The 23,215-nt window shown below is 72.8% G+C and carries 15 protein-coding genes and 1 pseudogene; 6 read left to right on the top strand and 10 right to left on the bottom strand.

Annotated elements, in window-relative coordinates; genetic code table 11:
* Nucleotides 1-86: 86 nt before the first annotated feature.
* From C3492_RS27540 to C3492_RS27520, 5 genes are all read right to left on the bottom strand, one after another.
* Nucleotides 87-1,556 carry an MFS transporter gene (locus tag C3492_RS27540; protein ID WP_103815057.1) on the bottom strand — a complete coding sequence of 490 codons (1,470 nt, stop codon included), beginning with the start codon at nucleotides 1,554-1,556 and terminating at the stop codon, nucleotides 87-89.
* 117 nt (nucleotides 1,557-1,673) lie between these two features.
* A complete protein-coding gene (locus C3492_RS27535; RefSeq protein ID WP_103815056.1) occupies nucleotides 1,674-3,005 on the bottom strand; it encodes an FAD-binding oxidoreductase in 1,332 nt (443 codons plus the stop codon).
* 28 nt (nucleotides 3,006-3,033) lie between these two features.
* Complete coding sequence (locus tag C3492_RS27530; protein WP_181140576.1) at nucleotides 3,034-3,945, bottom strand: LLM class flavin-dependent oxidoreductase; 912 nt, start codon at nucleotides 3,943-3,945, stop codon at nucleotides 3,034-3,036.
* Between the two features lie 53 nt (nucleotides 3,946-3,998).
* Nucleotides 3,999-4,643 carry an NAD(P)-dependent oxidoreductase gene (locus C3492_RS27525; protein ID WP_181140575.1) on the bottom strand — a complete coding sequence of 215 codons (645 nt, stop codon included), beginning with the start codon at nucleotides 4,641-4,643 and terminating at the stop codon, nucleotides 3,999-4,001.
* 54 nt (nucleotides 4,644-4,697) lie between these two features.
* Nucleotides 4,698-5,948, bottom strand: coding sequence for an MFS transporter (locus tag C3492_RS27520; protein WP_103815051.1), 1,251 nt, complete (start codon nucleotides 5,946-5,948; stop codon nucleotides 4,698-4,700).
* A 117-nt stretch (nucleotides 5,949-6,065) separates the two neighbouring features.
* Here C3492_RS27520 and C3492_RS27515 point away from each other — a divergent pair, with 117 nt between their 5' ends.
* The 4 genes from C3492_RS27515 (at nucleotide 6,066) to C3492_RS27500 (ending at nucleotide 9,634) form a co-directional block, all read left to right on the top strand.
* Nucleotides 6,066-6,950 carry a LysR family transcriptional regulator gene (locus tag C3492_RS27515; RefSeq protein WP_103815049.1) on the top strand — a complete coding sequence of 295 codons (885 nt, stop codon included), beginning with the start codon at nucleotides 6,066-6,068 and terminating at the stop codon, nucleotides 6,948-6,950.
* A gap of 202 nt (nucleotides 6,951-7,152) precedes the next feature.
* The gene (locus C3492_RS27510; protein ID WP_181140574.1) at nucleotides 7,153-7,467 is read left to right on the top strand and encodes a helix-turn-helix transcriptional regulator; all 315 of its coding nucleotides are present in this window, start codon (nucleotides 7,153-7,155) and stop codon (nucleotides 7,465-7,467) included.
* The gene (locus C3492_RS27505; RefSeq protein WP_103815046.1) at nucleotides 7,464-9,005 is read left to right on the top strand and encodes a helix-turn-helix transcriptional regulator; all 1,542 of its coding nucleotides are present in this window, start codon (nucleotides 7,464-7,466) and stop codon (nucleotides 9,003-9,005) included. The genes C3492_RS27510 and C3492_RS27505 overlap by 4 nt, the downstream gene beginning before the upstream one ends.
* Before the next feature lie 53 nt (nucleotides 9,006-9,058).
* Nucleotides 9,059-9,634 carry a transcriptional regulator gene (locus C3492_RS27500; protein ID WP_103815044.1) on the top strand — a complete coding sequence of 192 codons (576 nt, stop codon included), beginning with the start codon at nucleotides 9,059-9,061 and terminating at the stop codon, nucleotides 9,632-9,634.
* A 62-nt stretch (nucleotides 9,635-9,696) separates the two neighbouring features.
* Here C3492_RS27500 and C3492_RS27495 read toward each other — a convergent pair whose 3' ends face one another.
* Nucleotides 9,697-11,490: an acyl-CoA dehydrogenase gene (locus C3492_RS27495; RefSeq protein WP_258055916.1), complete on the bottom strand. Its 1,794-nt coding sequence runs from the start codon at nucleotides 11,488-11,490 to the stop codon at nucleotides 9,697-9,699.
* Between the two features lie 94 nt (nucleotides 11,491-11,584).
* The gene (locus C3492_RS27490; protein WP_103815041.1) at nucleotides 11,585-13,087 is read right to left on the bottom strand and encodes an MFS transporter; all 1,503 of its coding nucleotides are present in this window, start codon (nucleotides 13,085-13,087) and stop codon (nucleotides 11,585-11,587) included.
* Between the two features lie 518 nt (nucleotides 13,088-13,605).
* Here C3492_RS27490 and C3492_RS27480 point away from each other — a divergent pair.
* Nucleotides 13,606-14,532: a VOC family protein gene (locus tag C3492_RS27480; RefSeq protein ID WP_103815039.1), complete on the top strand. Its 927-nt coding sequence runs from the start codon at nucleotides 13,606-13,608 to the stop codon at nucleotides 14,530-14,532.
* A gap of 245 nt (nucleotides 14,533-14,777) precedes the next feature.
* On the opposite strand, the gene C3492_RS27475 is transcribed toward C3492_RS27480, so the two are convergent.
* Nucleotides 14,778-15,179: a hypothetical protein gene (locus C3492_RS27475; RefSeq protein ID WP_146075729.1), complete on the bottom strand. Its 402-nt coding sequence runs from the start codon at nucleotides 15,177-15,179 to the stop codon at nucleotides 14,778-14,780.
* 186 nt (nucleotides 15,180-15,365) lie between these two features.
* Between C3492_RS27475 and dacB the strand changes: the two genes are divergently transcribed.
* Nucleotides 15,366-16,721, top strand: coding sequence for a D-alanyl-D-alanine carboxypeptidase/D-alanyl-D-alanine-endopeptidase (dacB, locus tag C3492_RS27470; RefSeq protein ID WP_103815035.1), 1,356 nt, complete (start codon nucleotides 15,366-15,368; stop codon nucleotides 16,719-16,721).
* A gap of 106 nt (nucleotides 16,722-16,827) precedes the next feature.
* On the opposite strand, the gene C3492_RS27465 is transcribed toward dacB, so the two are convergent.
* Nucleotides 16,828-20,751: a S8 family serine peptidase gene (locus tag C3492_RS27465; protein ID WP_146075728.1), complete on the bottom strand. Its 3,924-nt coding sequence runs from the start codon at nucleotides 20,749-20,751 to the stop codon at nucleotides 16,828-16,830.
* Between the two features lie 276 nt (nucleotides 20,752-21,027).
* Nucleotides 21,028-22,836: pseudogene (locus C3492_RS27460) on the bottom strand (MDR family MFS transporter).
* Between the last annotated feature and the right edge of the window lie 379 nt (nucleotides 22,837-23,215).

Below are 23,215 nucleotides of genomic sequence, written 5' to 3'. Positions count from 1 at the left end.
TACGGGCGGCCGTGGTGCCCCCCAGGCCGGGAGTGGGGAAAGCCCGAGAACGCGCTGTTCAGACCTTGGGAGTAGAGGGCGGTGGGTCAGCGCGGGCTGTGCCGGCCGTCCGTGCGAGGGAAGAGGAAGGCGACCGCGAGGGCGGTGAACGCCACGACGCCGGTGGCGACGAGGTACGACAGCGCGTACCCGTTCGCCGGCGAGCCCGTACTGTCCGTGCGCGCGGCCGCGATCGTGGCCAGCACGGCCAGTCCCACGGCCGACCCGAGCTGCTGGGCGGTCACGAACATGCTGCCCGCGAGGGCGCGCAGGGCCGGCGGGACGTCGGAGGTGATCGCCACCGAGCTGGTGGGGAAGGCCAGCCCCATGCCGATCGCCGTCAGGACGATGCCGGGCAGGACGTGGGTGGCATACCCGCTGTGCGCGGTGAGCTCAGACAGCCACAACTGACCCACGCCGACGAACGCCAGCGCGAGCAGGAGCGTCCGGCGCAGCCCGAGGCGGGGCTGGACACGCCGGGTGAGCAGGATGGACACGGCCATCACGAGCGCCGTCGCCGGTATCAGGGCCAGGCCGGTCAGCAACGTCGACATGCCGCGCACCCGTTGCAGGTACAGGGACACGAAGTAGACGTAGCCCGCGACCACTCCGCCCAGCAGCACCATCACGACCAGCGCCGTGCGCCGTGCCCGGTCCCGCAGCAGTGTCAGGGGCAGCATGGGGTCGGCGGACCGGCTCTCGACCAGGACGAACACACCGGTCAGCAGGACGGCGGCGAGGAGCGGGACGAGTGACAGCGCGCTGCCGAAGCCGCGCTGCTGGCCTTCGCTCAGTCCGTAGATCAGGGCGCCGGCACCCGCGGTGGCCAGCGCGGCACCGGGCAGGTCCGGACGGGTGGCGGCCGGCCCACGGCGGTCGGCGGGGAGCCGGCGGGCCATCAGCCATGCCAGCGCCGCGATCACCGGCGGGTTGACCAGGAGGACCGAGCGCCAGCCCAGGTACTCGGTGAGCACGCCGCCCAGCACGATGCCCGCGGTGGCTCCCGCGGCGCTGCTGCCCTGGAAGACGCCGAGCGCGCGTGCCCGGGCCTCCGGGGTCGTGTAGGTGTCGGTGAGCACGCCGAGCGCGCCCGGTGCCACGAGGGCCGCGCTCGCTCCCTGCGCCAGCCGCGAGACCACCAGCATGAGGGCCGAGGTGGCGAGGCCGCCGGCGAGCGAGCTGAGCCCGAACGCCGTCAGGCCGACGAGCAGCGCCCGCTTGCGGCCGATCAGGTCGGCGGCGCGCCCGGCGACCAGCAGCAGCGCCCCGTACGTCAGGGCGTAGCCGGTCACCACCCACTGGAGTCCCGCGGCGGTGAAACCGAGCCGCCGCTGGATCGCCGGCAGGGCGACGTTGATGATGCTGAAGTCGAGCTGGAGCACGAACTGGGCGGCGGCGGCCAGAACGAGCACCCAGGTCGCGCCCGCCGTGCCCGTGTCGTTCGGGGACCGGTCCGGCCGGCCGGCAGACTGGTCGGGGCCGGAGGCGGGACGGGACCCGGAGGTCGGGTGTGTCATGACGGAAGTCCGATCGGTGCGGAGCGCCGGTGACCGGCGGGTGCGTCGCGTGACGCTCGCGGTCCGCCGGTGCGGCTGAGGCGGCCGGTGAGGGGCAGGACGTGCGGCAGCGCGCTCTCACAGGACCGGAGCGAGGCTGAAGTTGTCGCGGAACAGGTTCCGTGGGTCGAACCGCCGCTTGAGGGCGACCAGCCGGGCCAGCGTGTCCGGCGGGAAGGCCTCCGCCAGGCGTTCGGGGCGGGTGTCGGTCTCGAAGCTCACGTACAGGCCGGACAGTTGGGAGCGCAGCGGCTCCCAGTACCGGTCCAGGGCGTCGGGTTCGGTGCCCATCGCGACGACCTGGAAGGCGGCCGACCGGTGCGCGAAGGCGGTGGCCGCGGGGTCGGTGTCCGCGATGGCGCCGCCCATCGCGCGCAGTTGGAAGAAGTACGACTCACCGCTGGTGACCAGCCGGGCGGCGGCCCGTGCCGCGGCCGGGGTGAGACGGTCGAGCAGGCCGCTGCGGCTGACCGGTTCGCCGTACGCGGAGGAGGAGGGGCCGGTCTCCGCGACGACGTCGGAGTAGTCCACGAGTCCGACGTGCTGGGCGAGCGACGGCGCGAGGTCGGCGAAGGGCTGGAGCCGGTCCCGGATGACACCGGGGTTCTCCGAGTCGACCAGGATCGTGCTCTGGGCGATGACCTTCCGGCCGTAGGGCTGACCGATGGCGAGGAAGGCCGTCGTGTCGCGGGGCGCCGACCCGGCGACGGCCGCCCAGTCCTGGAGGAACTCCGCCGTGTCGGTGGCGTCGTGCACCAGGCGCGCGTGCCCGAGCAGGCCGACGGGCCCGGCGGTGAACTCGAAGGCGGTGACGACACCGAGGGTGAATCCCGCGCCCCGGATGCCCCAGAACAGCTCCGGGTGCCGGTCCGCGCTGACCCGCAGCCGCCGGCCGTCGGCCAGCACGATGTCGGCGGCTCGCAACCGGTCGATGGTCAGGCCCTGCTCCCGGCCCAGCAGTCCGATGCCCCCGGCCGTGGCCAGACCGCCGACGCCGACCGCACCGTGATCCCCGGAGGTGATCGCCCATCCGTGCGGGTGCAGGGCGGTCGCGACCGCGCCCCAGGACGCTCCCGGTTCGATGCGTACCAGACGGGCGCTCTCGTCGAGGACGTCGATGCGGTTCATCGCGGACAGATCGATGACGATGCCGCCGTCGTTCGTCGACCTGCCGCTGAACCCGTGGCCGCCGCTGCGGACGGACAGCGCGACCGGCTGGGCGCCGGCGAAGACGACTGCCTCGGCCACCTCCCGGGCGGTGCGGGGACGCAGCACGAGTGCGGGCCGCCCGCCGCGCACGCGGCTGGAACGCAGCCCTTGGTAGGCGGGGTCGCCGGGAGTGACGGCGATGCCGGAGAGCGCGGCCGGGACGGCGGCCAGGTCGATGACGGATGGGGCGAGGGGGTTCACGGGGGGCTCCTGGAATGCGGGGGACGGCTCAGGCGGCGCGGCTCTGGTCGGCGACGAGCCGCCGTGCGGCGGGGATGACGTGCTCGCCGAACAGGCTGATCTGGTCGGGGGTTTCGCGTTCCGGCACGAGGTTGACCGCGTCGAAGCGCTGCTCGGTGACGAAGTGGGCGATGATGCGGGCCCACTGGTCGGGGTTGGCGTGCACGGGCCGGCCGTTGGGTCCGGACAGCGGGAGGTCGACGGGGGCCGTGGAGCCGGTGACCGAGCCGACCAGCTGGATGACTCGGCGGATGTCCCGCGGGGAGCGTCCGGCGGCGCGCGCGGCGGCGTCGATGGCGTCCTGCGCGGCCGGCTTGGTCTCGAACGGGGTGGCCAGCGGGGCGATCCAGCCATCGGCCCGGCGGCCGAGCAGGTCCAGCATGCGGGGGCCGGACGCGCCGAGCCAGATACCGACGGGGTGGACGGGGGCGGGACCGGTGGCCACCGCGTCGAGGGAGTAGGTCGTGCCGGGGAAGGTGACGGAGGGGCGCGGCTCCCACATCGCGCGCAGTACCGTGATCGCCTCGTCGATGGCGTTCACCGTCTGACCGGGGGTCCAGGTGGGTCCGCCGAGGCCGGCGATCTGGGGCCAGGACCGGCCGCCGCCGAGCCCGAGGTCGAACCGCCCCCGGGACAGGACGTCCAGACTGGCCGCGGTCTTCGCGAGGAGGGGAGCCGGGCGGAGCGGGAGGTTGGCGACGTCGGTGAGGAAGCGCAGTGTGCTCGTCCGTGCCGCCAGGTGGCTGATGAGGACGTAGGGATCGAGGAAGTCCGGGACGTACGGGTGGTCCTGGACGGTGGCGAAGTCGAACCCGCTGCTCTCGGCGGCCTGGGCGCTGTCGGTGATGAGGCCGTTGTCGCGGTGCGGGCTGAGGAAGACGCCGAAGCGGGTGTCGTTCACGGAGAGGTCCTTTCTGCGCGGCCGTCGGGGGCCTGCGCGGGCTCGGGCGGGGCTCAGGAGGCGGCGGTGAACCGGCGCCGGGGGTAGCGGTTCTGCTCCAGTTCGTCGACGAGGACCGCCGCGAAGTCCCCTTCCGTGATGGCGCTTTCGCCGTCGGCGTTGACGACGGCGTCGTCACCCGCCCGTACCAGGTAGTGGCCGGTCTTCTCCCCGGGGAGGAGGTAGTGCGGCGGGGGACTGAGATAGGTCCACTCGACGTGGTCCCCGGCGTCCCGCAGGATCCGCAGGGCCTCCGCCTGGGCGAGCGCCTCGGCCCGGAACCGCTCCGGGAACGCGGGCGCGTCCAGGGCGCGCAGGCCGGGAGCGATGTACAGGCTGCCGCCCCCGCCGACGAAGGCCACGCGCCGGACGCCGGCCCGGGGGGCGAGTTCGAGCAGCAGGGCGGCCGTGGCGGGGATCCGTGAGCGGTCGGCGGTGGTCCGGTCGGTCACCGCCGAGACGATGACGTCGCTGCCGGCGACGGCGTTGACGACCGAGTCCGCGTCGTCGAGGTCGGCGGGCACCGGGCGGGCCCCTTCCAGCGCGGCGAGCGCGGCCCGGTCGCGGCCGATGGCGACGACCTCGTGGCCTCGGGCGAGCGCCTCCCGGGCGATCGTTCCGCCGAGCCGGCCGGAGGCTCCGATGATGGCGATCTTCACGGCTGTGCCGATCCTGTCCGATGAGGTTGGGGGGGTGGGTGCTGTGGCGGCGGGTCAGCCGGTGGTCGAGCGGCGCCGGGCCAGGACGGCGACCGTGCCGAGCAGGACCAGGAGGACGCCGGCGAACCAGGTCATGACCGTGGTGGCGGAGAAGGAGCGGGTCGCCACGCCGATGCCGACAGCCGGCGCGGTCAGGCCGAGGTAGGAGATCAGGAACAGTCCCGCGAGGGCCTCACTGCGCTTGGCGGGCACCGCGAGCGCGGCGACCGTGCCGAGGGACGCCTTGAACAGCACGCCCGCACCGATGCCGGCGACGATGCCGCCGACGAGGAACGCGGCCAGGTTCGCGGTGTGCATCCCGATGACGAGGGTGGCGACACCGGCCGCCTGGGCGAGCAGTCCCAGTCCGCGCTTGGCGGTCGTGGTCAGCCGGGTGGTGAGGCTCTGGGCGGTGGCGGCGGCGCCGAAGACGGCGAAGACGATCAGCCCGGCCAGCGCGCGGGAGGGGTGGTGCAGGGAGCCGGCGACGAAGCCCGGGGCCACGGAGGTGAAGAGTCCGAAGACGGCGAAGGACGCGAACCCGGCGGCAGCGGCGGCGATGTATCCGGCGCGGTCACCGTGGTCGACCGAGATGCGCTGGGGCCGGTAGGCGGGCCGGACGAGCTGTTCCTCGACCGTCTCGGGCGTGAGGGCGATCGCGACGATGCTCGCCAGCAGCAGTGCGGCGAAGACGATGTAGGGGGTGCGCAGGGGGCCGGTGACCCACTGGGCCAGGAGGCCGGCGACGAGCGGGCCGATGCCGAGGCCGCCGATGTTGGCCGCGGTCGACACCAGCTCGAAGCGCTGGGTGGAGGCGCCGGGCCGGTGCGCGGTGTGCAGTTCGTGCAGGTGGGCGGTGGCCGTGGCGGTGACCATGCCGACACCGAGACCGGTGATGAGCCGGGCGGCGAGCAGGACGGGCAGGGACGTGTCGGTCAGGAAGAGGACCGCGGCGATCAGCTCCAGACCGATCGCGGGGACGAGGACCTTCTTGCGGCCGACCCAGTCCGAGATGTGGCCGGCCAGGATCAGGCTGATCACCACGCCGACCGCGTAGACGGCGAAGACGACGGTGACCATGAAGGTGGAGAACCCGTCCTTCGCCATGTACAGCGGGTACAGCGGCGTGGGGACCGTGGAGAACGCCATCGCGGTCAGGAAGGCGAACGCGATGAGCGAGAACCCGACGCCGTGGCGGCGGGCACTGGCACGGGTGCCGGTGGGCGCTGCCGCACGCGGGCGGGGTGCGGATGTCGACTGTGCCATGGGGGACTCTCCAGGCTGAGGCGTTTTGCTTGAACGCTTAACAGAGTGGACCGGCGGAACTATCTCGTCCAACGAAAGTTGGTGAGGGTGACCATCTCTGAGGGAGATACTTGGGCCATGGAACTGCGCCAGCTCGAATGCTTCGTCGCCGTGGCGGACGAAGCGAACTTCACCCGCGCCGCGGCCCGCCTGCACGTCGTCCAGTCCGCCGTCTCCAGCACGATCAAGAGCCTCGAACGCGAACTCGGCACCCCGCTGCTGGACCGCAACTCCAAACGGGTGCTGCTCACCGACGCCGGCGCCGCACTGCTGCCCCGCGCACGCGCCACACTGCACGCCGCCCGGGAGGCCGCGGACGCGGTCGCCGAGGTCCGCGGCGGACTGCGCGGCACCCTCCGGCTGGGGACGATGACCTCGGTACGGCTGCTCGACCTCCCGGCGCTGCTCGGCGAGTTCCACCGCCGTCACCCCGGTGTGGTGCTCCAGACCAGCGCGGTGCCCTCCGGTTCGCAGGGGCTGGTGGACGCCCTCCTCGAACGGCGCCTCGACCTCGCCTTCGTCTCGGTGCCGGGGCCGTGTCCGGCCGGCGTCACGCTGACCGACCTCACGAGTTCCGTCCTCGACCTCGTCGTACCGGCCGGCCATCCGCTGGCCGGGCGCCGCAGCGTGTCGATCGCCGAGCTGACCGGACTCGACTTCGTCGACTCCCCGGTCGGATACGGCAACCGGACCGTGGCCGACCGCGCCTTCGCCGCCGCGTCCGTGCCCCGCCGCGTCGCCGTCGAGATCACCGACGTCGGCACCGGCGTGGACTTCGTACGGCACGGTCTCGGGGTGGCGCTGCTGCCCCGGTTCGCCCTCCGGGAGACCGCGGACATCGTGACCCTGACCGTGAGCGACGTCGACCTGAACTGGCCGCTGTCCCTCGCCGTGCCGAGCGAGTACCGGCCCGGTGCGGCCGCGCGCGCCATGATCGCGATGGCCCGCGAGTTCGTGACCTGAGAGGACCGCCCCGTGCGCGCGACGGGACCGGCTCCGGCATACCCGAGCCGGTCGATCCCGACGATGCTCGCTCACCGCGTCAACGTACGGCGGTGTCATGCGTCGGCTCATGACATGAATAGGTGAAACGAGGATTCGACCAGCCCGGCTTCTCATGCGAGATTCTCATGAAACATGCGAGAGCTGTGTTAGGTTCAACCGTATGAGTATGGCTCTGGACGAGCGGGTGCGGTCCGCGGTGGCCGCGCTGCTGCACGCGACCGGCGAGTCGCAGACCGCTCTCGCCGCCGCGCTGGGGGTGAGCCAGGCCCAGGTGAGCCGCCGTCAGTCCGGCAGCGCGGCCTGGAGCCTGGCCGACTGTGACGCGGTCGCCGCGCACTACGGCGTGGACGTCCTCGACCTCCTCGCCGGGCCCACCCGCGCCGTCGAGGCGCTTCCCGCGGCACGCCGCCGTCCCCCCGGCGGCCACACCACCACCGCCCGCCCCGCGGCCGTACCGGAGGGGGGAACCCGATGACGGACTTCGACGCGATCGACGCCCTGCTCGCCGGCGCCAGGCAGGAGGTCCCGCTGCCGCCCGCCGGGGAACGGCGTGCCCTGCGCGAGGGGCTGAACCTCTCCCGCACCCAGCTCGCGCGCGCCCTGGCGGTCAGCCCGTCCACGATCGCGGGCTGGGAGTCCGGACGCGACCCGAGCGGCGAAGTCCGGGAGAAGTACGCGTACTTCCTCAAGGGAGCGCGGGCGAAGCTGGCGACGGCGGCCCCGGCCGGGAAGCCGGAGGATCTCCCGCCGACCGAGGCCGACGCCGAGCCGGAGACCGAGACCGACCAGCACCCCGTCCAGGACGACGGCGACGACGTGGGAGCACTCCCCACCCCTCGGCCCTGCGTCCTGTGCGGACAGCCCGCCCGCCACCAGGTCGCCGGATTCCCCCAGCACCTGGACCCCTCGCACTGCGGCACACCCGAGCGCACGCGTACGACCCACCCGGCGTCGGCGGCCGAGCCCCCGTCCCCGCCCACGCCCGCCTCCGCACCCCCCCGCCCGCAGGCAGGCGGCGGTGTCAAGGTCGTCCCCGCCGGCCGCCGGCTCAAGACCGCCGACGACCCCGACCTGATCGCCGCCGCCGTGTCGGCCGCCCTCGACCAGCACGGCGGCGATGTCGAAGCGGCGACCGCCGCGCTGGTCCGGCGGGCCATCCCGGACGCGATGGCGTTGCTGGACCAGACCCGCAAGGGCGGCCGGTACGACATCGTCGCGCACCCCTGGCTGCCCGACGTCCTGCGCAAGCAGAGTGCCCGTGGCCCGGACCAGATCTGGGAGGCCCGCCCCAAGTGGACCCGTCCCGACCTGCCGCCCGGCGAGTTCGAGGTCACGGCGCTCGACGTCAACGGCGCCTACCTGTCCGCGCTCAAGACGCACCTGCCGCTCGGCCAGCTGGAACACTCCACCGGCGACCGGCACGACCGCCGCCGTGCCGGCGTCCACCTGATCACCCCGCCCGCCTGGGAGCACGACGCCTACCTGCCCAACCCCATCGGCAGCCGCGACGAGCCGGGCCCGCTCTGGGTGACCGAGCCGACGCTGCGCCTGCTGCTGCGCCTGTCGGGACCGAAGTACGGCCTGTGCGACCCCCCGGAGATCCACGAGTCCTGGACCTCCGGCGCCACCGAGGGCCTGCTGGAGAAGTTCCGCGTCGCCCTGAAGGACGCCCGGGACCGTGCGATCGCCCACGACGACGACGTGACGCTGGAGTACGTCAAGGCCATGTACTCCAAGTTCGTCTCCACGATGGGGGAGTCGAACTACAACCGGGAGCTGTACCGCACCGACTGGATGCACCTGATCCGCTCCCAGGCCTTCGCGAACCTGTGGTGGAAGGCGCACCGCGCCTACGACGAGGGGCTGATGGTCGTCCGCGCGATGGGCACCGACGAGCTCCACGTGATCGGCGACTGGCGCGCGGTGTTCCCCGAGGGGCGCGGGGTCAGCGAGGTGAAGGTGAAGGACGTGTACAGAGTCGGCACCCCGGTGGCGGCCGGCCAGGACGTGTAGCGTGACGCGTAGGTGAGGTCGTATCGGGTCGAGGGGCGGCGGGAGACAGGGAGATGCCGGAGAGGACGCTCAACTTCGGTGCGTACGGGGCGCGTGGCATCAAGGGGTACGAGGCCGTCGCCCGGCAGCTGGACGCGCTGGCCGGGTTCGTCGCCACCCCGGTCACGGCCCGGCGCGGCCTGCTCGCCCGCCTGCGGTACCTCACCCGCAGCGACCAGTCCCGCCAGGCGGCCCGCGCGGCCGGCCTGACCGTCACCGACCGCACGCTCAGGGCCTGGCTGCGAGAGGAACGGAGTCCCTCGAAGCGGAACCTGGAGCGGATCGAGACGGCGTACCGCACGGTCCGCCGCCAGAACGTCTCCCGCTACCTGCTGGCGCGCCTCAACCGCGAGGGCCGTGGCACCCGCGTGGAGTTCCATCCGCTCAACCAGTCCCAGGTCCTCCGCCCCCGTCAGCGGGTGGTCGCCTACCGCACGCTCAACGTCCGCCACTGGGACCGCATCGTCGAGGCCTGGGCGGCGGGCGACGCGCAGGCGCTGGACGACGCCTGGATCTACGACGCGGTGGTGGACCTGGGATCCGAGTGGGGCCAGTACGAGTACGTCACCAACATCGGCTTCGCGGCCTGAGCCCTGCGCCCGCAGCCCTGAGCCCTGCGCTCCCACGCCCCTGACGACAGCGCCCACCGGCGTCAGTACGCCAGCTCCCCCGTGCCGCGCGTCGCGATCGGGTAGCTGCTCAGTACCTCCTCGGCGATGCCGAAGCCGGCCACCAGCGTGGGCGCGGCGGGGACCAGTTCCCCGATGGCCGCGTCCGTGGCGTCCGGCAGTGCCACGGCGTCCTCGGGCCGCAGCCGGTCGGTCAGCAGCAGGTCTCCCGTGTGCGGTGCGATGCTCCGCAGCACGAACAGCCGGTGCAGGGCGTACAGCAGGGCCTGGGCCTCCTCGTCGGCCGTACGGTCGGCGGCCTCCAGCAGAGCCGCGCCGGCCAGCCGCCGGGCATGCGCCTCGACCAGTCGCAGCGCGGGGGTGACGGCCTGGTTCCAGCGGCCGAGCGGGTCACCGGGCCGGCCGGCCCGCAGCCGGGTGCGGGCGCGCTGATGCCAGACGCGTTCGACGTCGCCGAGCAGGGCTTGCAGGTGGTCCGGGGAGCCGAGCCGGTCCACACCGTCCGGCAGGGCCACCGGGGGCTGCGGGGTGAAGTGGCCGAGCAGCAGCTCGCCCGCCGCCTTGGCCCAGATCACCAGGTTGTCGCCCTCGGCGGTGATGGCGCCTTCGTGGGCCGGTATCTGCCCGGCGATGCCGTTGACGAGGAACAGGCCCTGTGCGCCGCAGCGTTCCCGGCACTCCGTCATCACGGCCCGTCCCTGCCAGGTGATCCAGCCCTTGGCGACGGCGATGGCGCGCTCGGCGTCCTCCTGCTGCTGCGGCTCCACGGCCTCGGCCCACTGGCGGACCACCGAGCGCTGGAGGAACGACGCCGCGTAGGTGGTGGCGAGGGCCTCGATCAGCGGGGCGTGGTGGCTGCGGTAGGCGAACAACGGCACGGTCTCGCCGGTGCGGACCCCGCTCGTGCGCCGGTTGTGCGCGTGGGTCACGGCCACGGCGAGGGCGTTGCGGGTGACGCCGAGGCTGAACGCGCTCATGCACAGCTTGCCGGCGGTCACCCGGCCCACGGAGGCGAGGAAGCGTTTCCGCTTGCTTCCGACCCCGCTCGTGAACGTGCCGTCCGGGGCGAGCCGGCCGTGGTCCGCCTGGAGCATGGCCTCGTAGGGCAGCCGGACCCGGTCGAAGGTGGTCCGGCAGTGGTCCACGGGGCTGGTGGAGGTCTGGGGCAACCGTGTGACCGCGATGCCGGGCAGGGGGCGACCGGCGTCGTCGTGCAGCGGCGTGAGGAAGAGGAAGACGCCGTGGTCGGTGCCGTCCACGATCAGCCGGGCGGCCACGACGGCGTCCTTCGGCCCGCCGGTGGAACTGGTGTTGGGCATGAACTTGGCGGCGGCCGGCGTCGGGGTGTGCAGTTCGAAGACGCCCTCGGCGGGGTCGTAGGTGGCGGTCGTCTCCAGTTGGGAGACGCTGTTGCCGTGGCCCGCCTCCGTGCACAGGAACGTGCCGGTCCTGGTCATGGCGGTGTACGGCGTCAGGTCCCGCCGCTCACCGTCGTGATCGACGAGGCTGCCCAGGAAGAGGTTGTAGTGGATCGAGCTGACGGTGCACAGCCCCACGTCGGACACGCCGATCCACTCGTGCAGCGCGGTGAGTTCCTCGACGTCCCGGACCAGGTCCAGGGGCTTGCCGACCACGTCGTTGACCAGCCGCAGCCGGTCGTAGGACAGCTCGGTCCGCTCCTGCGGGGACAGCCCTTCCCGGAAGAGGAACGGCTCCGTCGCGAACAGCTCACGCCACGGCGTGTGCAGGGTGTCGAAGCGGCCGCCGTACAAGGCGTCGGTCAGTGCCGCGGCGGTCGCGGGCGCGGTACCAGTCACTGCGGAAGGGGAGTGGTTCATAACGAGTGATAGTAGTTGATGTCACTAAGTGACAACTAACTAAGACAAGGCGTGCACCCAGGTCACATTGCTGTCATCCCCGGGCGGCCTTGCCGGTGTGCTGGACGCCGACGCGCCCACCGCGGTAGAGGAGGACACTGATGACGGCTCCCGCGAGGAAGAAGCCGGCCGACCACCAGTAGACGGTGGCGTAACTGTGCAGCTGTGCCTCGGCCAGGACCTGCGGCGTGGGCTGCTTGCCGCGCGCGTAGGCGGTCGCCGCGCTGGTGGCCAGGGTGTTCAGCAGAGCGGTGCCGACCGCGCCGCCGATCTGCTGCATGGTGTTGACGGTGGCCGAACCCACCCCGGTGTCCTCGGGAACGAGGCCGCTGGTGGCCAGGCTCACGGCGGGCGGCAGGACCAGACCGATGCCCAGGCCCATCACCATCAGCCAGGGCAGGATGTCGGCCGCGTAGGTGCTGTTCAGGCCCAGCCCGGTGAACCTGGTCAGGGCGAATGCCGCGATCAGGGCACCGGCCGGGATGACGTACTTGGGGCCGAGGCGGGGCACGAGCACGATCGTGGACACCTGGGCCGTGACCATCAGCACGCCGATCATCGGCAGGAAGGCGAGACCGGTCTTCACCGGGTCGAACCCGAGAGAGGTCTGCAAGTAGTAGGTCAGGAACAGGAACACGCCGAACAATCCGGCACCGCAGACCGCCACCACGCTGAAGGAGGCCGCGCGGTCGCGGTCGGCCAGCACCCGCAGCGGAAGCAGCGGGTGCCCCGCCCGGCCCTGCCATGCGGCGAAGGCGGCCAGCAGGGCCCCGGCGGCTGCCAGGAAGCCCCAGGTCAGCGGGGAGGACCAGTGGTGGCTCTCGGCGTTGGAGAAGCCGTAGACCAGCGAGAACAGCCCGCCCGACGCCAGGAGCGTACCGGGTGTGTCGAGGGCGGGCCGGTCGGCCGGGCGGCCCCCGCGCAGGAAGACACTGCCTCCGACCACGGCGAGCACGGCGAAGACCAGGTTGACGTAGAGAGTCCAGCGCCAGCTGAGGTGCTCGGTCAGCACACCGCCCAGCAGCAGCCCGATGCCGCCACCCGCGCCGGCGATGGCACCGTAGACACCGAACGCCTTCGCTCGGTGCCGCGTACCGGCGAAGGTGATGTTGAGGAGCGCCAGGGCGGCCGGAGCCAGCAGGGCGCCGAACAGGCCCTGGAGCGTGCGGCCGACGACCAGCACGGTGAAGTCCTGGGCGGCGCCGGCCAGCGCGGACGAGGCCGCGAAGCCGACCACACCGGCCAGGAAGACCGCCTTGCGGCCGATCAGGTCGGCCAGCCGGCCGCCGAGCAGGAGCAGGCTGCCGAACGCGAGGGAGTAGGCGGTGACCACCCACTGCCGGTTGCCGTCGCTGAAGCCGAGTTCCTTCTGGGCCGACGGCAGCGCGATGTTCACGATGGTGGCGTCCAGCACCACCATGAGCTGGGCCAGGGCGATGACTCCCAGCACCCACCACTGTCTGGCGTCACCTCGCGCGGGGGGTGCGCCGTCGCGGGCCGTCGCGGTGGGGCTGTGGTCGTGGACGTCGTAAGTCATCGAGCGCACTCCGAGGGCTGACCGGACCGGACAACGGCAGCGAACCGGGCTCGCGTGCCCCGACGGGGCGGTCCCCCGGGGCGGTTCAGCAACCCCCCACGAAGCCGGGCTCGGACCGTGATCCACCTTCTCCCGCCCCGCAGCCGGTCAGCCATGGAGAGAGCACCAGCATCACGGCCGGGCACCCGTGGGGAACGCCCTACGCGCGGGCTCGGGCGCGGAACACGGGGACGTCCCCGCCCGCCGGCACCCGCCTGGACGTCAGTTCCAGGCGCTGCGCGATGTACTCGCCGAGCGGCTGATCGCCGGCGGGCAGAAAATCGCCCGGCTGTCCGCGGTGCTGCCGTTGCTGCCCAAGGTCATCTTCACCGGTACCCCCGGCCGGTGTGGGTCTGGGCCGTGATCCGCAGCTGGCTGGCGGCCGGGGACGAACTCGTCAGCACCATCGGCGGCATCGGCGAACTGCGTCAGAACTTCGTGGCCTGAGCCCGCCCGGGCCCGACGGAAGAAGGAGTCCCATGGCACTGCATCGTCTGGCCTCCATCACGATGGGGGTCCCCGACGTCGCCGGAACCGCAGCCTATTACACCGACTTCGGCCTCACCCCGGAGGCCGACGGCTGGTTCTCCACGCGTGACGCCGGCCGCCAGCTGCACATCGTGCGCACGCCCACGCGTCGCCTCGTCGAGGTCCGCGTCGGTGCGGACGACCGCGACGACCTGGCCGCGGCGGCCTCCGGACTGCGCCGTCTCGGCGTCGAGTCCCGTGTCGAGGACACGACCCTGACGGCGTACGACAGGGCCACGGGCGTCCGCGCGGTCCTGGAGGTCACCCCCCGGATGGCGCAGGACCCGGTGCCTGCCCCCGTCTACAACGGCCCCGGCCGAGCCCAGCGCACCGGATCGCGGGCCCCTGGCGTCCTGCGCACCGGCCGGGTGCGCCCCCGCAAGCTCGGACACGCCGTCCTCGGCACGACGGACTTCGAGGGAACGACCGCCTTCTTCCGTGACGGGCTCGGCTTCAAGGCGTCCGACTACGTGAAGGACCACGGGGCGTTCCTGCGGTGTTCAACCGACCACCACAACGTTTTCGTCCTGAAGATGCCCGTCGCCTTCATGCACCACTCGTCCTGGCAGGTCGACGACGTCGACGAGATCGGCCGCGGCGCCGTCGCCATGCTGGAGGGCCATCCCGAGCGGCACGTGTGGGGCCTGGGCCGTCACCACGCCGGGTCCAACTTCTTCTGGTACCTGAAGGACCCGGCCGGCAACTTCAGCGAGTACTACTCCGACATGGACTGCGTCGTCGACGACCAGTTGTGGAAGCCGGAGGTCCTGGAGGGGGCGAAGGGCCTGTTCAGCTGGGGACCCCCGCCTCCGCCGTCCTTCCTCTCACCCGAGGACCTCGCCGCCCTCATGACCGGCTCCCACAGTACGGCCGGGTAGTCCGGAACGCGCGCGGCCGACCCGCACGGGGTGTGCGCCGGGGACAACCGTGCTCTGCGGATGGCACTTGTGTGCAGACGAACCCGTCCGGATGTCCCTGGCGGGCTCCCCGGGCTGAAGTGAGCGCAGGGCCTGCCGTGCCGGGGTGGAGACCCGCGCTACCCCCAGCGGGTCGACGGTGACCAGGCGCAGCTCGAAGTGCGGCCACCCGGGCAGCGCGGTGCCCGACCGGCGCGGCTGACGGCTCACCGCACCCGTACCACTTCCAGGCTGCTCGGCTTGTCCCCGCCACCGCGCAGGGTGACGTCGAACAGCAGCCGCCCCCGGCCGGGACGGAGCGTCACCTCCCGGCCGGGGGAGACCCGTTGTTCCCGCCCCTGTTCACGGACACCCGGCCGGGGGCCCGCTATCCAGGAGACGTACGCGGAGGAGTCGCCGGAGTTGCGGACCGTCACCGCCGACGTCGGCACGCACGTGCCGTCATCGCGACGCGGGGCCGGGCAGACGTACCGCAAGTCTCCGAAGCCGTAGCTGCCGCAGGACAGTTGCATGCTCCCCGGGAGGGCGGACCGGCACAGGCGGCCCACGGCCACTCGGTCGGCGTCGTCCGCCCGGCCGTCCCGGAAGGAGAGCCTGTGCCCGGTCACACCCCATGCGGTGACGGCGAGGCAGGCAGCGATGGCCGACCGCACGACTCCGCGTCGTACGCGTCTCATGAGCCTGGCAGAAGAGTTCACGGACTCACATGTCTGTGCATCGATGAATGATGGACATCACTATGTGATGACCGGTGATATGGTGCGCGCGCCGATCACACATCTGTTGGGAATTATATGAGTGACATTACCTCTGCGCCGGGTGGCCGCGGCCGGCACCGGAAGACGAAGCAGCCCGGCGAGGGCGTCCGGCGAGCCGTCGTACTCGCCCTGGCCGTGCCGGTGGCCTCGGCCGCCCTGGCCGGCCCCTCGGCGTTCGCCGCCGACAACCGCGCGACGGTGGCGGGGCACAGCAAGTCCGACCAGACCGCCGGCGTCGACTCCGGTGATCAGCAGATGGTCGCGAACCTGGAGTCCCGCATCGCCGACCCGCGCCTGGGGACCGAGGTCAGCGGTGTGGTGCTCGACGCCGGCTCCGACGCCACCCTGTGGGACCACAACGGCTCCACCGCGCTGATGCCGGCCTCCAATGCCAAGCTCGCCACGGCGACCGCCGCCCTCACCGTCCTCGGCCCGGAGCACCGCTTCCAGACCAAGGTCGTCTACGGTCACGGCACCCTCACCCTGGTCGGGGGCGGCGACCGCACCCTCAGCGGCGACGACCTCGCGCAGCTGGCGCGCACGGCTGTCGCCGGGCTGAAGAAGGCCGGCCTGACCACGGTGAAGGTCGCCGTGGACGACAGCCTCTTCCCCGAGCCGACCCTGGCCGACGGCTGGAACGAGGGCTACTACCCCGACACCGTCGCGCCGGTGCGCGCGCTCGTCGTCGACGGCCATGGTGTCATGGACACGTCCATCGACGCCGGGCAGGTCTTCGCCCGCCTGCTCGCCGCGGACGGCGTCACGGTGGACGGCGATGTCACGCACGCCACGGCGGACCGGTCCGCCGTGCCGGTCGCGCACCACAGGTCCGCTCCGCTCGCGGACATCGTCCAGCACATGCTGAAGACCAGCGACAACAACATCGCCGAGACCCTGCTGCGCATGACGGCGTTGCGGGCCGGGCGTCCCGCCACCTTCGAGGGCGGCACCGAGGTCGTGCGCCACGTGCTCAGCCACCGCTACGGCGTATCCCTCGACAACTTCGAGCTCCACGACGGAAGCGGCCTGTCCCGCAGCGACCGCATCCCGGCCGCCACCCTCGCACAGATCCTCGAACGGGTGACGGAACCGCGCTACGCCCACACGCTGAAGCCCGTCCTGGACGGCCTGCCGGTCGCCGGGGAAGCCGGGAGCACCCTCGGCCCCGAGTACGGCCGCTTCGACGATCCGCACTCCGAGTGCGCCGTCGGCAAGGTGCGGGCGAAGACGGGGACCCTCACCGGAGCCATCGGCCTGAGCGGACTGACACGTACCGACGACGGCGAGTGGAGAGTCTTCTCCTTCGTCGAGAACGGCGCGACGGCCGCTCAGGCCGACACCAAGGACGCGATGGACGGTCTCGCCGCCACCGTGAACGGCTGCTGGGCCTGAGCGGCGTTCCCCGAGCCCCAAGAGCGGTGTCGAGGGACTCGGGCACGGGAGGGCGTCGACTGCCGGTCGGACCAGGTCCGTCGGACGCCCTCCCGTACGGCGCCTGTCAGTACCTCAGCCGCTCCAGCCCGTTGGCCCAGGGATTGACCAGGTAGGCCGTGCGGGTCCTCGTGTCCAGGAACAGACCCCGGCGGGACGTGGACTCGAAGTTGGACACGGCGAGGGTGGAGTCGACGATGTTGGCCACGGGGTGCCGGGCGAGCACCTCACCGGTGTCGGGGTTCACGACCGTGACCTCGCTGAGGGCGTTGTTGTCGCCGCTGGTGGCCGCCTCGTAGAGGTGGGCGACGACGGCCACGTGGTGCCGGGTGTCGAGGACGGGCCAGTGCACACCGCGCGTTCCGAGGTCGGTGGCGCCGCCGGTGGACAGGTCGCCCTGGTCGGCGGTGCGCCAGGAACTGGTCGGGAAGGCGCCGCTGCTGTAGTCGGGTGTGGTCGCCCCGGCGGCGACGTACACCTTCTTTCCCTTGCCGTCGGGCAGCAGACCGGCTGTGCACAGGGGCATGGCCGCCAGCGGCGAGACGGTGCGGGTGCCGGCGTCGTAGCGGACCGCCGCGTACGGCACCCGGCCGGACAGGCACGGACCCATCGTGCCGCTCGTCGCCACGAAGAAGTCGCCGGTGGAGGCGTCCACCGAGACGTTGCTGAAGGCCCGGCCCGGACTGGACGCGTTGACCGGCACCGGCGCGGACACCGCGCCGGTCGCCATGTCGACCGTCCAGAGCCGGTCCACCCCGGTGACGGCGTCGTACGTGACGACGACGGCCCGGTGACGAGCCGGGTCCACGACACCTCCCTGGTAGTAGACGGAGGTGGTGCCGGCATCGGGATCCAGGGTGCTCAGCCGCACCCGCTCACCGGTCGCGGTGTCGCGCAGGTCCACCTCGGGCAGGGCGCCGCCGGCGAACGGGCGGTGCGCGACGAGGGTGTGCCCCGTCGTGGCGTCCGCGCCGACCACCACCTGCATCATCCCCGTGCCCGTCTCGTGCGACACGGAACCGCCGAGGCGGCCGTCGGCCAGCGAGTAGGCCGTGGTGTCGGCCCCGGTGTGACGGCCGTCGGCGAAGGTGTCGGTGGCCAGCAGCGCGGTGTCGCCGGTGACTTCGAAGTTCTCGAGGGTGCCCGGGACGGTGTCGCCGTCGAGGTACTCCACGAAGGACGTCGGTGACGCCTCCCCGACGGGTGTGCCGTGCCGGGTGGCCAGGACGCGCACCGGGTACTGGAGCCCGGTGGGCAGGTCGAGCGCCGTGAGGTCCAGCGTGGTGCGTCCCTTCGCCGAGGGCAGCGGGCGCAGCAGCGTCGAGGCGTGGTCGACCCCGTTGTCGTCGCGACGGCTGCCGTTCTGGTTGGTGGTGGTGTTGAGCGCGCCGTACAGGGTGGGCGCGGGCGTGAGGAACTCGACGGCGGCACCGTCGGCACCGCGCACCCCGCCCGCGTCCCAGGACAGCGTCAGCCGGCGGTCGGCGCGCGTGAGGCTCACCGAGTGCCCGGTGGCCGCGCCGTGGCCCAGCAGGGGCGCCTCGGGCCGCTGCCCGGTGCCCGGCGCCACGCGCAGGGCGCGGAAGTCGCCGTAGACGCCTCCGCCGTGCAGGGCGATGCCGACGCCGTACAGGCCGGCGCCGCCAGGGGCGAAGGCGGAGGCGGGTATCGTGACGGAGCCCTTGGTGGCGGTGAGCGGGGTGTGCCAGGCGGCCCGGAACTTGTCCGTGGTGGTGAACGGCGTCCAGTGGCCGACGGAGGAGAGCACCAGCTCGGCGTCGGTGGTGTCGCGCAGCCCCGTCAGGTCGTAGTGGACGGTGACGGGCCGGCCGAGGGCGGCGGTGCCGGGCGCGGTGGGGGCCTGGGGCTGGCTGTAGGTGCCGTCGGCGGCCGTGAACGTCACCCGTTGGCCGGCCGAGGCGACGACCTTGCCGTGGTCCACCGCCTCGAACGTGACCTCGACACTACGGGGGCCGGTGGCGGCGAGCGGCAGCCCGGCGGCGGTCAGCAACTCGCCCGGCAGCAGGCGCAGGCTGGGACCGTCGGCCGGGATGGTCCGGCCGCCCGCCACGCGCAGCCGGTAGGTGAGGCCGGGCCGGGCGCCGGTGAGGTCGAGGCCGAAGGTGATCGGGGAGACGGCGTTCTGGCCGGAGCCGTCGCCGTCGTCGCCGCGCGGGCCCGCCAGGTCGACGGCGGCCGGGTCGGTGGCCTCGACGAAGGCGGTGGTGGGCGTGACGGACAGTACCTGCCGCTGGGCGACGGAGAGCCGGGTCGCGGCCGGTGCCATGTGATGGCGCCGGGCGAGGACCATCTCCACCGCCGCCGTGACGTCCAACCGCGGCCCCATGCGCAGACTCCGGTCGGCCTGCGGCGGCTGGGCGAGCGGGCGGCCGGTGCTCACCAGGAGCTTCCGTACCTGACGTGGCGTCAACTTCTGACCGGTGGCCTCGGCTGCGGCGAGGACGTCCGCCGCGGCGGCGGCGATCATCGGGGCAGATGCGGAGGTGCCGCCGTTGAGGACCACACCCGTGCCGTCGGCGGTGTGGATGAGGGAGGGCAGGTTGTCGCCGGGCGCGGCCAGGTCGACGCGGCTGCCGAAGCCGGAGGAGTACCCGGCCGAGCCGTTGTAGCGGGTGGTCGGGTAGGCGGCGGTGCGGACGTCACCGGAGGTGAGGGTGTCGTCGGTGGTGCTGCCGCCGGCGGCTATGACCCCGGTGTCGCGTACCCGCGAGGGCGTGGTGGTCGCGGCCACGTCGTCGATGGTGGTCTCGCGGCGGGCGTCCGCGGTGCGCTCGGTGGGGGTGCTGCCGCCGTCGGGACCGACGGAGACCGGCAGTCCGAGACGGGTGCCGTCGTTGGAGGAGACGACCACGACGATGCCGGAGTCCACGATGTCGCGCAGGGTGTCTCGGATCTCCGGGTCGTCCTCCAGCCAGCGCGAGGGGAAACCGAGGGTGCCGTCGGTACCGAAGCCGAGGCTCGCCGTGATGACGGTCGGGCGGGGCTTCTGGGCCGCGGCGGCCCGCAGCGCGGCGGCGATGCCCGGGGCGGAAGGTTCCTGGGGCACGACCAGGCGGTACCGGGCGCCGGGCGCGATGCCGAGCAGATCGGTGGCACCGCTCCCGGTGGCCTCCGGGCGCTGCCGGTCGTGCGGCAGGGGCGCCATCATCGAGAAGTCCAGCAGGACCTCGCCCAGATTGGGGTCCTGGCCCTCGGTGGACCCGGCCGGGTCGAGCCGGCCCCTGTCGTCGCTGACGTAGGTGGGGATCAGCGGCAGCGACGGGTAGTCGAGGTAGCGCCGGCCGTCCCGCAGCACGGTGGTGGGCCCGTACTGCCGTACGTAGTCGTCCCCGGCGTCCGCCATGGACTGGTCGGTGAGGTCACCGATGGAGACGTTCGTGATGATCTGCCCGGCGCCGGGCAGGGCGTGCGTGTAGGTGTCGGCGTCCTGGAAGGCACCGACGGCGTTGACCCCGCCCGCGTTCAGGTACGACTGGAACGACGTGGTCAGGCCCTCGTTCGCGGGCAGCCCGGCCGCCGCCGCCGAGCGCCGCGCGGCACCCCGGGCCGACGCGTCGACGGCCTCGCGGACACGGTCCGGCAGGGGCACGGCACCGGTGTTCATGGCCTCGGGCCGCACCATGGACGAGGCCGCGCCGGTTCCTGTCTGGTACGCGGTCAGCGCGGCGTTGTCCGCGCGGCGACGCAGCAAGGAGGCGGAGGGGGTGATGGCCTCGCCCAGCCCGCTGCGGCCGGCGGTGACCGGTACCGGGAACGCGCGCGTGGTGCCGTCCTCGGTGGTCAGGGTGCCGGTGCCGTCGGCGGACCAGCGCACGACGGACCCGTTGTCGAGTTCGACCGTGTGTGCGGCGGGGACGCCGGAGCGCGGGGCGTCGTCCGTTACGGCGGCCCGCGCGAGACTCGGCGTGGCCGTCGCGAGCAGCAGCGAGGCGAGCACCGCTGCCGGTGCTCTGAGATGGCGTGATGACATGCAGCGCCCTTCGGGAAGGTCTCTCGCGGTGACGGGAAGGGCCGGCCACGGCGTCGGGGCCGGCGGGGGCGGTGCGGATGCCAGCCCACCCTCGGCGAGAGCCGGAGGCCGGACAAGCCCGATCCGGCCTCCCGTTCGCGCAGTTGCCCATATGCGCCGCCCACACCGGACGGGCCCCACCGGCTGGGCTCGGCTTCGGCCCGTCCTCGCGGCAGCGGGAGCGCCGGAACGCGAGGGAGGACCCGCGGGCAGGCGGTGGGCGGGGGACGGCCGGGTTCAGGGGGAGGCCGCGTTCGGGAACGGGGCCGGGTCCGAGGGCCGGGCCGGTGCCGGACCGCCGGTGGCCGCGCCGCCGGTGGTTACGGTCTTGGTGGCGCCGGTCGTTGGATGTCGGCGGTTGCGGGTCTTGGCGCGACGGCCGTCGGACGCCCGCGTCGGCGGCGGAATCCGCCGCGGCCGGACACTCCGTCCGGTGCGACGGCGTCGGTCGCCTGCAACTCGTCCGGCAGCCGCCGGCGTTGTCACCGTGGTCCCGTCAGGGCCGCCGGTACCCGCTCCGGGTCGGCCGCCTTCCCGGCCGGCTCGTGGGAGGCGCGGAGCCGGGTATCCTTGATGAACAGCGTGACCACGAACGCGAGACACGCGAGCGGCGCGCAGTACAGGAAGATGTCGCCGATGCCGTGTCCGTAGGCCCGCTCCAGCCAGAGACGGGCGGCCGGGGGCGGCACGCGCAGGTCCGGGACGGCGCCGCCGACGCCGTCGCGGCCACCAGCCGGCCGCGCGGGCCGAGCGAACCGATGTCCTCACGCGCGTGGTGCCCGACCTGCGAGGAGACCTTCACCGAGCCGAGCACGGAGACGCTCACCGCGCCGCCCAGCGAGCGGAAGAAGGTGACGGCGGAACTCGCCGAGCCGACCTCGGACAGCCCCACCTGGTTCTGCGCGCACAGCACCAGGTTCTGCATCACGAAGCCGACACCGAATCCCGTGAGCACCATGAAGACGGCCATGCGCGGGTACGGCGTACCCTGGCGCAGCGTGCCCAGCAGCACCAGACCGGCCGTCAGCAGCACGCCATCGGTCGGCAGCCAGCCCTTCCACCGGCCCGTGCCGGTGATGAACCGGCCGGAGACCGTGGAGGCCACGCACAGGCCCGCGAGCACGGGAATCGTCATGGCGCCCGACATCGTCGGTGACGCGCCCCGCGCCAGCTCGAAGTACTGGTTGAGGAAGACCGCGCCCGCGAACATCACGGCGCCGACGAACAACGAGGCGAGCGAAGCGAGCGCGATGGTGCGGTGGTGGAACAGACGCAGCGGGAGGACCGGGCGCCTGCCCTGCTCTCGACCCGCAGGAAGACCAGCGCGAAGACGACGGAACCGCCGACCACGACACAGGTCTGCCAGGACAGCCGGGCGTACCGGTCGCCGGCGAAGGTGACCCAGATCAGGAGCAGGGACACGGCCTCGGTGACGAGGGAGGCGCCGGCCCAGTCGGTCCCGGTCCGCTGCCGGGGCAGCACGGGCAGGTGAAGGTTTCTGCGCAGCACGACCAGCGCGGCGGCCGCGAACGGCACGCCCACGAGGAGGCACCAGCGCCAGCCCGGCCGGCCGGCGTCGGTGATGGCTCCGCCGAGCAGCGGACCGCCGACCGTGGCGACGGCGAAGGTCGCGGCCACGTACCCCTCGTGACGTCCGCGCTCGCGCGGGGAGACCATCACGGCCATGACGATCTGGGCCAGGGCGGACAGGCCGCCCGCTCCCGCTCCCTGGACGGCACGCGCGACGATCAGTATCCCCGCGCTCGGGGCCAGGCCCGCCCCCACCGACCCGGCGATGTAGACCCACAGGGCCGTCTGCACCAGCGTCTTCTTGCTGTGCCGGTCCGCGAGTTCGCGCCACAGCGGCGTGGACGCCGTCATCGCCAGCAGCGAGGCGGTGACCACCCACGTGTACGCGCTCTGCCCGCCGCCGCGATCGTTGATGATCTCGGGCAGGGCGCTGGTGACGATGGTGGACGACATGATGGCGGCGAACAGGCCGAGCAGCAGCCCGGGCAGCGCCTGAAGGACCTGCCGGTGCGTCATGGCGGGATCTTCTCTCTTCTGCACCGGGGCACTCGGCCGGACTCCGGTCATGGCCTGACCTGATGTGCGGCCACATGGGAAACCTGTGTGCCGGCGTGTTGTCACTTCCGTGCCGCCGTCCCACCGAGCCGAGCGGCACCCAACCTGACGTCCGGACACACCTGTTGGCACGAACGGGCAGGCGTGGCCGCGAGCGATCTCCCGTCCGGTAAGAATCGGCACAGCAGACGGCGTGCGAGACGTTCCCGCTGTCACAACGTCGTCGGCAGGCCTGACCGCGGGCCGTCCAGAGAGTAGATACGGCAGTCACGCAGTGAGATCCCCCCGATGAAACATGCGCAGCAGGATCACCGCGCCGTTGCTTCCCTTGCCGCTGGTT

Source organism: Streptomyces sp. Ru62, from assembly GCF_002920615.1.
Taxonomy (GTDB): domain Bacteria; phylum Actinomycetota; class Actinomycetes; order Streptomycetales; family Streptomycetaceae; genus Streptomyces.
The sequence above is the reverse complement of the archived record's forward strand: the minus strand, read 5'-3'. Positions and strand labels throughout refer to the sequence as shown.